Annotated in this window: 7 protein-coding genes; all 7 read right to left on the minus strand. The window is 39.3% G+C overall.

Annotated elements, in window-relative coordinates:
• Nucleotides 1-172: 172 nt before the first annotated feature.
• The 7 genes from hydE to N3A72_08700 are packed head-to-tail and all read right to left on the minus strand — an operon-like array spanning nucleotide 173 to nucleotide 7,711.
• The gene (gene hydE / locus N3A72_08670; protein MCX7919659.1) at nucleotides 173-1,225 is read right to left on the minus strand and encodes a [FeFe] hydrogenase H-cluster radical SAM maturase HydE; all 1,053 of its coding nucleotides are present in this window, start codon (nucleotides 1,223-1,225) and stop codon (nucleotides 173-175) included.
• The gene (gene hydG, locus N3A72_08675) at nucleotides 1,218-2,612 is read right to left on the minus strand and encodes a [FeFe] hydrogenase H-cluster radical SAM maturase HydG (protein ID MCX7919660.1); all 1,395 of its coding nucleotides are present in this window, start codon (nucleotides 2,610-2,612) and stop codon (nucleotides 1,218-1,220) included. The genes hydE and hydG overlap by 8 nt, the downstream gene beginning before the upstream one ends.
• Before the next feature lie 30 nt (nucleotides 2,613-2,642).
• Entirely contained in the window at nucleotides 2,643-3,146 is a 504-nt protein-coding gene (gene nuoE, locus N3A72_08680; GenBank protein ID MCX7919661.1) for an NADH-quinone oxidoreductase subunit NuoE, read from the minus strand.
• Between the two features lie 14 nt (nucleotides 3,147-3,160).
• Nucleotides 3,161-4,945: an NADH-dependent [FeFe] hydrogenase, group A6 gene (locus N3A72_08685; protein MCX7919662.1), complete on the minus strand. Its 1,785-nt coding sequence runs from the start codon at nucleotides 4,943-4,945 to the stop codon at nucleotides 3,161-3,163.
• A gap of 12 nt (nucleotides 4,946-4,957) precedes the next feature.
• A complete protein-coding gene (gene nuoF, locus N3A72_08690; GenBank protein MCX7919663.1) occupies nucleotides 4,958-6,754 on the minus strand; it encodes an NADH-quinone oxidoreductase subunit NuoF in 1,797 nt (598 codons plus the stop codon).
• A 17-nt stretch (nucleotides 6,755-6,771) separates the two neighbouring features.
• A complete protein-coding gene (locus N3A72_08695; protein MCX7919664.1) occupies nucleotides 6,772-7,128 on the minus strand; it encodes a (2Fe-2S) ferredoxin domain-containing protein in 357 nt (118 codons plus the stop codon).
• 1 nt (nucleotide 7,129) lies between these two features.
• Nucleotides 7,130-7,711, minus strand: coding sequence for a HAMP domain-containing histidine kinase (locus N3A72_08700; protein MCX7919665.1), 582 nt, complete (start codon nucleotides 7,709-7,711; stop codon nucleotides 7,130-7,132).
• Between the last annotated feature and the right edge of the window lie 51 nt (nucleotides 7,712-7,762).

Raw genomic sequence — 7,762 nt, forward strand, 5'->3', positions numbered from 1 at the left:
TTCAGACTCCCTCAATAAACCTAAATTTTGCAATCTACAAATACCCATTTCAACCGAAGTATCTGTCCCGTCTGAACCTATTTGGAATAATTCGGTTGATATCATTCTGGCGCAAGTTGAAAATCTAACCAGGAAACTTTGTTCCTATTACAACCTAATGGAATATTCGGGATTATTTCCTAGTTATTGTTATGGTATCTCCAATAGAATAATCAATATATCTGCCGATAGAATTGGCAAGAGATTCCATCCAGAAACCAGAGGCACCGACCGGGCCTTCGACACATCGCTTACCTGGATATATTTCATAATATTTCCGATACGGAAACGGGGTAAAATTCAGCATCAATACATTCGCACCAGATTTCAATCCTTCAATTCGATAGTCGTGTCCTAAACTGCCTAATGCGGTTGTCGCCGGAATATTTGGATATTTCGTTACAATACGAGTTATTGCAATTGTCTTTAACGTCAATAACGCATCCCCGTTTATTTCATTCGCTAGTTCTGTTCCAGGATGCGAAATAAACGGTCCGATTCCAATCATATCGAGTCCTTCTTGCTTAAAAAAAAGGATATCGTTAGCGATGGTTTCAAGTGTTTGTCCTTTTAATCCAATAATATTTCCGGAACCAGTCTGATACCCAAGTTGCTTTAATTGTTTTATACATCGAAACCGATTCTCAAAACTCATTCCAGGATGCAGTGTTTGATATAGCTCTGGATCCGAAGTTTCAATTTTCAGCAGATATCGGTCTGCACCAGCTTCCCGCCATAGGCGATATTCCGCATAGCTTCTCTCTCCGACTGATAAAGTTACCGCTATGGTAAACTTCGCTTTTATTTCCGCGATAATTTCACTCAACCAATCAGGATTGAGATCATTATCTTCACCAGATTGTAGTACAACAGTTTTAATTCCAGCTCGCACTACTTGTTCTACACTATTAAGGATTTCATGCTTCGATAACCGATACCGTTTGATTCGGGAATTTTTTCTATTTAATCCGCAGTAACAACAGGCGTTGCGACAATAATTTGAGAACTCGATAATCCCACGAATAAGAATCCCATCCCCTACATATTCTTTTCGAACCTTATCTGCGAAGTTAAATAAAGCTTCTAGTTCAGATTCTGCTTTCAACGAAAGAAGAGAGATAATATCTTCTTGTTCAGGGAAATATTTAGAATATACAATAGATAAAATTTCGTCAATCTTAGACATATGTATCTCGAATTCCACGATTAATTTCATCGAAAAACGCAGCTAACTGTTTCTGTTCACGATCAGTTAAACAAGTTTTCATCTGTTCAATGAGTTTATATCCTTCAGTTCGAACATTATCAGAAGCAAAATCATCCAGATACTCTTTAAGCGTTATTAACGCATTAATACTGCATTTGCCTTTAATTGTTCCAGGTTTTGCTAACGCCATAAAAGTTTCTCCGGTTCGTTCTTTTCGATAGCAAGCAGCACAAAAACTCGGGATATATTTCTGCTGAATTAACGACCCGATAACTTCATCGAGAGTACGATGATCACTAACCGCAAACTGTGGGTCACTGAAATATTCTTTCTCTTGTGAAGTATATCCACCGGGAGCAGTATTCGATTCTGCACTAATTTGTGATACTCCGAGATTCACTAGTTCATCCCGGAGTTGCGGCGTTTCCCGAGTGGATAAAATGATTCCGGTATAAGGGACTGAGAGCCGAAGAATCGCCACGAGTTTCTTGAAATCCGTATCAGCAACTCGATACGGAATGTGTTCAGTAAACTCGACACCGGGTGCAGGTTCAATCCTCGGAACTGAAATAGTGTGCGGCCCAACATTGAACTTGTTCTCAAGCGCTTCGATATGCATTAACATCGCTAAGGTATCGAACCGATAATCATAAAGACCATAGAGAACTCCAATACCGACATCGTCTATGCCAGCTGCAAAAGCGCGGTCAATTGCTTCAATTCGATTATTCGGGTCACTTTTCGGTCCTTTCGGATGTACGTAACGATAGGTTGGCTCATGATAGGTTTCTTGAAAAATTTGGTAGGTGCCAATGCCAGCCGATTTTAACTGTTTAAATTCATCGACGGTCAACGGAGCACAGTTGATATTTACTCGCCGAATCTTATGTGGACCAACAGAAACAGAATATACCGCGTTAATCGCATTAATATAATAATCTATTAACGACCATTCTCCAGCTGGTTTTGCTTCTCCAGCTACAAGAAGAATTCGTTTATGTCCACGGTTTAATAACCACTCAACTTGTTGTTTGATTTCATCTTGAGATAACGCTTTCCGTTTAACCAGTTTATTTTCCGAATTAAAGCCACAATACCGACATGCGTTTGCGCAGTAATTACTTATATATAAAGGAGCAAATAAAACAATCCGTTTTCCATAAATTGCATTTTTAACCCAAGCAGCGGTCTCAAAAATCTTTTGGATATCTTCTGGCGTTTCGACCGCCAATAAGGTAGCAGTTTCAGATAATGATAAGCGTTGTAATGATTTTGCTTTTTGCAAAATCGCATCTACTTCACCTGAGGTAACCGGTTTTGAGTTCGTTAGTAATTCTTCAATTTTAGCTTCGTTAATATACTTCATAGTTGGTTACAAAATTTAAAAACCAAAATATTATTTATCAGCAAGTTTTCTATAATATTTGATAATTTCTATCACCTTTTTCGGGGTTAACGAACCATATATTTTATCTTCAACCATAATAACTGGAGCTATACCGCAAGCGCCAAGACATCGGGCTGATTGCAATGTAAACAATCTATCCTCAGTAGTTTCTCCCAGAGGAACTTGAAGATTGTCTTGAAGAGTATTTAAAATATCCTGTGCACCTTTGATATAACACGCTGTTCCTAAACAAACTGATACTCGATATTTCCCACGTGGTTTCAGGTTGAAATAATGATAAAATGTGGCAACACCCCAAATATGCGCTGTAGGGATATTCATTTGCAATGCAATTGCATCCATAACTTCTTGTGATAGATATCCATATAACTCCTGCGCTCTATGCAAGATGGCAATGAGATACGATTCTGGATGTTCTTGCTTTTTTACTGCGTCAATAAATTGAAGTAGTTCTGATAAATCTACTGTGGTTTTCACTTTCGATCCTGTCATCAGTTGCTCCTCTATTATCGTAACGTAAGTTGATGCGGAATAATGCCAACAGGTTTTTTCGCTTTATAATGGGTATGGAGTAACTTATGGGCTAATGGACTCAATGGACGACCAAGATATTTCTTATATATCCGTTGAATATCAGGGTTTTCATAACTTCGTCGAATTGTTTTCGCTCGGTCAATCTGGTATAACGCTTCGGCTCGTTTCTGTAAGCAGGATTCATCTAACGGAATAGAATTGATTCCCGCATAAGGTTGCCCTCCCCCACCGATACATCCTCCGGGACAACCCATAATTTCTATGAAATGATACCTCGTAGGGTCAGAACGAACAATTTCTAATAATGCATTTGCGTTTCCTAACCCATGGGCTACAGCAACGCGAATTTCTTTATTATCCAACATTAACTTCCCTTCTTTTATTCCTTGAAATCCACGCAATTCATCAAATTCTATGTCTAATAATGTTTCTCCGAGATAAAGTTCATAAGCGGTTCGCAGTGCGGATTCCATAACCCCGCCAGTGGTTCCAAAAATTGTCCCTCCACCCGATGAAATACCCAGTGGTTCATCGAATTCTTCCGGTTCTAAATCGAGAAAATCTATCCCAGCTGATTGAATCATCCACGCTATTTCACGAGTGGTAACCACGATGTCAACTCCTTTTAATCCGTTTATCATCAATTCCGGTCGTTCTGCTTCATATTTTTTTGCCGTACAACACATCACTGCTACACTTAATATCTTTTTCGGATCAACTTTAATTTTTTCGGCAAAATAAGTCCTGATAAGCGCTCCTATCATTGACATCGGTGATTTACAGGTTGAAACATTATCAATTAAATCCGGATAAAATTGTTCCATACATTTCATCCACGCACTTGAACATGAAGTTATCATCGGAAGTTTTCCTTGACCTTGAATTCGTTCAATAAATTCACTCGCTTCTTCCATAATAGTTAAATCCGCACCAAGCTGGGTGTCGAACACATAATCAAACCCTAAACGATGTAACGCCGCAACCAGCTCTCCTTGCAGAGAAGTTCCTGGCGGTAACCCAAAAGCTTCTCCAATTGAAGCGCGAACTGAAGGAGCAAATTGCACCACTTTAATCAAATTCGGATCGTTGAGTTTTTTAAACAATTCTTGAGTATAATTGCGTTCCACAAATGCTGCTGTAGGACAAACATTGATACATTGTCCGCATGTTGTACAAACCGTTTCTGTAAAAGGAAGATTATATGCCGGCATAACCACCGTTTGAAAACCACGATATGCATAATTCAATGCATTAATTTTTTGGATTTCGGAACATATCCGAACACACCGGCCACAGAGTATGCATTTATTGGGGTCACGGATTACTGACGGTGACGATAAATCTTTATCATACTGTTTCTTTTCACCGACGAAATGTCGGTTTCGAATTCCCATAATCGAAGCTAACCGTTGTAATTCACAATTCCCGTCCCGTTCACAGGTATGGCAATCTTCCGGATGGTTATCGAGAATTAATTCAATAATATCGCGGCGCGCCCGACGAAGTTCATCGGTGTTCGTCCAGATTTTCATTCCGTCTGCAACGGGATACGCACATGAAGCTACATACGTCTTCATTCCTTCAATCTGAACAATACACACCCGACAAGCTCCTTCGATAGATAATCGTGGATGATAACACAAGCGCGGGATACGAAACCCAAGTTTATCCGCCGCCTGCATAATTGTCTGATTACTCTCAACTTTATACGGTTTGCCGTTGAAATAAATCGTAATATACTGCTTATTCTTTTTCATAGCAATATTTCGTTATACCTTTGTGATAGCGTTAAAATTGCAGGTGTTGTAACATAACCCGCATTTGATACATTTGCTTTGGTCAATCACATGCCGTTGTTTCGCACTGCCGGAAATCGCAGCGGTTGGGCATACTCTTTTACAGGCAGTGCAACCGGTACAGTTTTCGGTTATTGTATAGGTTAAAAGTGAAGGGCAAAAATGCGCCCGACATTTTTTATCTCGAATATGTTCTTCATATTCGTTCCGAAAATGTTTAATGGTACTTAATACCGGGTTTGGGCCTGATTGGCCTAACCCACATAACGAGGCTTTTTTAATCATTGTTCCGAGACGCTCTAATTTTTCAATATCTCCTTCCACGCCTTTACCTTCTGTAATGCGTTCGAGAATTTCTAACATTCGTTTTGTCCCTTCGCGACATGGTGTGCATTTTCCGCAGGACTCGTTTTGCGTAAATTCTAAAAAATATCGCGCGACGTTAACCATACACGAATCTTCATCAATAACTATCATTCCACCGGAGCCCATAATTGAACCAGCTTGAATTAAAGATTCATAATCGATTTGGGTATCAAGATAGCTTTCGGGTATGCATCCTCCTGAAGGGCCTCCGGTTTGGACCGCTTTAAACTTCTTATTATTTGGAATGCCACCACCAATATCATAGATGATACTACGTAACGTTGTTCCCATTGGCACCTCAACTAATCCGGTATTATTTATTTTCCCAGCTAATGCAAACACTTTAGTTCCTTTGCTTTTTTCAGTGCCGATTGAGCTGAACCATTTTGCTCCATCGAGGATAATCACAGGTATATTCGCCCAAGTCTCGACGTTATTGATTAAAGTCGGTTTGTCAAATAATCCTTGTACGGAAGGATATGGCGGACGGGGACGGGGCATCCCCCGATGTCCTTCAATCGAATGGATTAATGCGGTCTCTTCACCGCAGACATAAGCACCAGCACCTAATCGAATCTCTAAATCGAAAGAAAAATTTGACCCTAAAATGTTTTTCCCTAAAAATCCTTCGTTGCGCGCTGATTCAATTGCTAATTCCAACCGTTTAATCGCTAACGGATACTCCGCACGAATATAGATATACCCTTGCCTCGAATTGATAGCATACGCTCCGATAATCATACCTTCCAAAATCGAATGTGGATCTCCTTCAATCATACTACGGTCCATAAATGCACCAGGGTCTCCTTCATCCGCATTACAAATAACATATTTAATTTCATCCGCTTCTTTTGCAGTTAATTCCCATTTGAGACCAGTCAAAAAACCTGCTCCGCCACGACCTCGTAAACCGGATTTTTTCACCTCTGCTATCACCTGTTCAGGAGTCATCTCGGTGAGAACTTTCCCTAATGCTTCATACCCTCGCAGGGCGAGGTAATCGTCTATACTTTCAGGATCAATAATCCCACAATTCCGCAATGCGATACGCATTTGCTTTCCAAAAAAATGTACGTCACCAAAGATACGGTAGAATCGATTGAATAGATGGTCTTCATCGACAACCAACCGACTCACCGGTTTTCCTTTAACCAAATGTTCCTCAATAATTTTCGGAATGTCCTTTTCAGTTACCGCTCCATAAATGGTATACCCTGGATTGACTATCATTATCGGTCCTTTTTCACACATACCCAAACAACCAGATAAACAGATTTGAACTTTTTCTTTCAATCCATGTTTCGTTAATGCCTGATCTAGGATTTGCGTTAATTCTTTTACCCGCTTATGAATACAACTCGGTCCATCACACAGGGTAATAACATATTTTTTTATTTTCGCCATGTCTTGGTTCCCACCTTTTATCGAATAACCCAATCTTCAATAATATCACCTTTTTTTATATGTCGTTCGATAATTTCTTTTGCCATTTCTTTAGTTACTTTACCGTATTTAACAGGAATTTTACCTTCTTCAACTACCTCTACCGTCGGTTCGAGATTGCATCTGCCAGCACAACCTTTTTGACTTAAATAAACGTCAGTTAATCCGCTTTGAATCGCGTGTTGAAAAACTTCCATAACCTCTTTTGAACCAGCGGCAATTTCACATGTCGCCATGCCAACATAAATTCGTTTGGTTGATAAATACCCTTTACTGATAATTCGATTTATTGCTTGTGCCCGTTTCTTTTTAACTATGTCTAATGGCGTTACCATATTAATTCCCTCTTTCTAATTGAAAAATAAAAGCGTTTCCGTTCTCTCGCGATTCTGCCCAGATTACGCCACCATGCTGTTCGACAATCTGTTTCGCAATAAACAAACCTAACCCAGTTCCTTGCGTCTTCTTACTCTCCGGAGAACTTAAACGGGAAAATTTCTTAAATAGTTTCTCTTTTTCTTCCGGAGTAAACGGTCTGCCATCATTATAAACTTCAATTTGGTAATGACCGTTTAACAGTCTTGCTGATAAAACGATTTTACCATTCGGAATCCCGTATTTAATAGCATTACCAATGAGATTATTCGTTACGATTAATAATAAGTCTTTATCACCAACAACGATAATACCCGGTTCGATTTGATTGAGTATGTGTATATTCTTTTCACTAGCTAATTTAGCAAATTCTTCAATCGAAAAATCGATTATTTCCTCTTTCAACATTATTTTCCTCTTATGAACCAGCATCTCACCTTTTTCGATTCTACTTAAATTCAGGAAATTTTTTACGGTTGAAGCAAAGTAGTCTAAATGACGAACCACTGAATCTAATGCTTTACGCTGTTGAAAATTGATCATACCTAAAAATCCATCTCGCACTGAATATGCACCTGTCTCTTATACACATCT

Source organism: bacterium, from assembly GCA_026416715.1.
Taxonomy (GTDB): Bacteria; UBP4; UBA4092; order JAOAEQ01; family JAOAEQ01; genus JAOAEQ01.